This is a genomic window from Steroidobacter sp., assembly GCF_016790065.1.
GTDB lineage: Bacteria > Pseudomonadota > Gammaproteobacteria > Steroidobacterales > Steroidobacteraceae > Steroidobacter.
In genome coordinates this window covers 1-1,911 of the sequence record NZ_JAEUPY010000102.1, presented here as the reverse complement: position 1 = coordinate 1,911, position 1,911 = coordinate 1, and the positions used below count along the sequence as shown (strand labels likewise).

1 protein-coding gene and 1 pseudogene are annotated in these 1,911 nt (G+C 62.5%); both read right to left on the bottom strand.

From position 1 onward, the window contains the following. Positions 1-225, bottom strand: a pseudogene (locus JNL55_RS04235) (sigma factor); the annotation flags it as partial. Positions 226-330: 105 nt separating this feature from the next. Further along, a partial coding sequence (locus JNL55_RS04230; RefSeq protein ID WP_293849756.1) for a CocE/NonD family hydrolase occupies positions 331-1,911 on the bottom strand: 1,581 nt, incomplete at its 5' end.

Here is a 1,911-nt window from a genome sequence, read left to right as displayed (position 1 = left end):
GGCCCGCAGGAAGCTGATGGCCTCCGGTTGATCGAGCTGTAGTAAACGCACGTAGGCTTCCTGAGCGACGTCTCGGGCTTCCTGCTCGTCGCGAATGCGGCTCATTAAAAAGGCATGCAGCGCGCCGTTGTGCTCGTCGATCAACCGACCGAGGGCCTGACGCCGGGCCGCGGGCGAAGCCGCCGCCTCGGGCGAGTCCGCTGACGACGAGTCTGGTGAGTTCAAGCCCATTCAGCTCCCGGCGGCGCCATCAGGAGGCCGCATACCTAGTGAGACAGTCGAAGGTCCGATTCTGGTACTGCGATTTGGCCTAGCCAAGCTGAAATTCGCTCATTCCGGCCTTCCCAGGGGTACATACAGCGCGCTTGGGTAGGCCCGGTCGTGAAACAGGGTCACCGTCACCGGCTGGGCGTCCTGCATGGACTCGGCCGCAACCACCCCGCCGGTGTTGTAGTTCTTTTCGCTGGACAGGGAATTGACCGGCTCGATCACCAACCGCAGCCGGCTGCCCCGGAGCACCTGGCGGGACACGAAGCGGAACGAGTCGAAGTCATACCGCAGCGGGGCTCGCGTCGTCACCAGCTTTTGCTCCCGCAAGCCCTCGCGAAACCGTGCACGCATCTGATCGCGGGATAACGCGATGCTCGAGCCATCCTGCCGGATCTCAGAGATCGAGACACTGAAATCGGTATCGGGGCGGTCGATGGCGATCCAGGCCGATAGCTTGAAGAAGCCACTAATCTCGGTGTCCTGGGTGAACGGCTCGCTGTGATACACCAACTGCTTGCCGCTACTTGCGTAAACCAGTCGCTGATCCACCAATCCGCCGATGTCGGTATCGGCCGCTTCAATCTGCGCTGAGCTGGTGTCGCGCGGATCGTAGATATAGGTATCGGGGCTGCCACCCTTGCCCTGCTCTCGCCGCAAACTGCCCGACGCGAACACATCCGCGGCACCTCGAGTCGAATCGAGGAACAACAGTTGAGATTTGGCCGTGACCGCGTCGAGCGTCGGCGCGTAGCGCCACTGGTCAGCACCCATCACGTAATAAGCCACGCGATCCCGCAGGAAGTCCGGCTTGGCCCCACTCTGCAGGGTCCACGCGTACCACTCGAGATGCAGCTTGGGCAGATCCAGCAGCGCCGCCGGACCGAACTTCAGCCCGCCCGTCTCGGCCGTCGGCGTGCGCGTTCCCGCATGATCCCAAGGACCGATGACGAGATAGTGCCGTGCCTGCTCCTCCGGCGTCGCATATCTCATATGTTCGCGGTAGAACCGCAACGCTCCAGGTTGATCGCCGTCGTGGCTGCCGGTGATCGTCAGGATCGGCAGTTGCAGGCTCCGGTATTGCTCGACCGTCGGCACGTGAGCATCCCAGTAGGCGTCGAGCCGTGGATGTTGTAACCATTCCTGAAAAATCGGCGACGGGGTGCCCAGCATCTGATCGAGCTCGCGCAACGGCCGGCCCGACTCGAACCACTCGCGATTGAGCGCCGTCCAGAATGCCGAATCGCCGGAGATCGCGGCCTGCGAGGTACGGCCTGCAGTGAAGGTGAGCCACTGCAAGGCGTAGGGATACGGCATGTTGCCGAACATCGGGAAATCGAAGCCCGGATACACCGAGGCCGCCGGCACGATCGTCGCTAGATGCGGTGGCCGCTCCTTGGCGGTGGCCCACTGGTCATAGCCCGCATACGAACCGCCCCACATGGCTACCTTGCCGTTGCAGTAAGGTTGTTTTGCCAACCACTCCACCACGTCGTAGCCATCGTTGGCTTCCTGAATGAACGGACGGAACGTACCTTCCGAGTTACCACGCCCGCGAACGTCGACCGTCAGGAACGGCAGCCCATGCGAGGCGAAGTAAACGCCGCGTTCGTGATACGTCTGGCCGATGTATGGCGTGAGCGT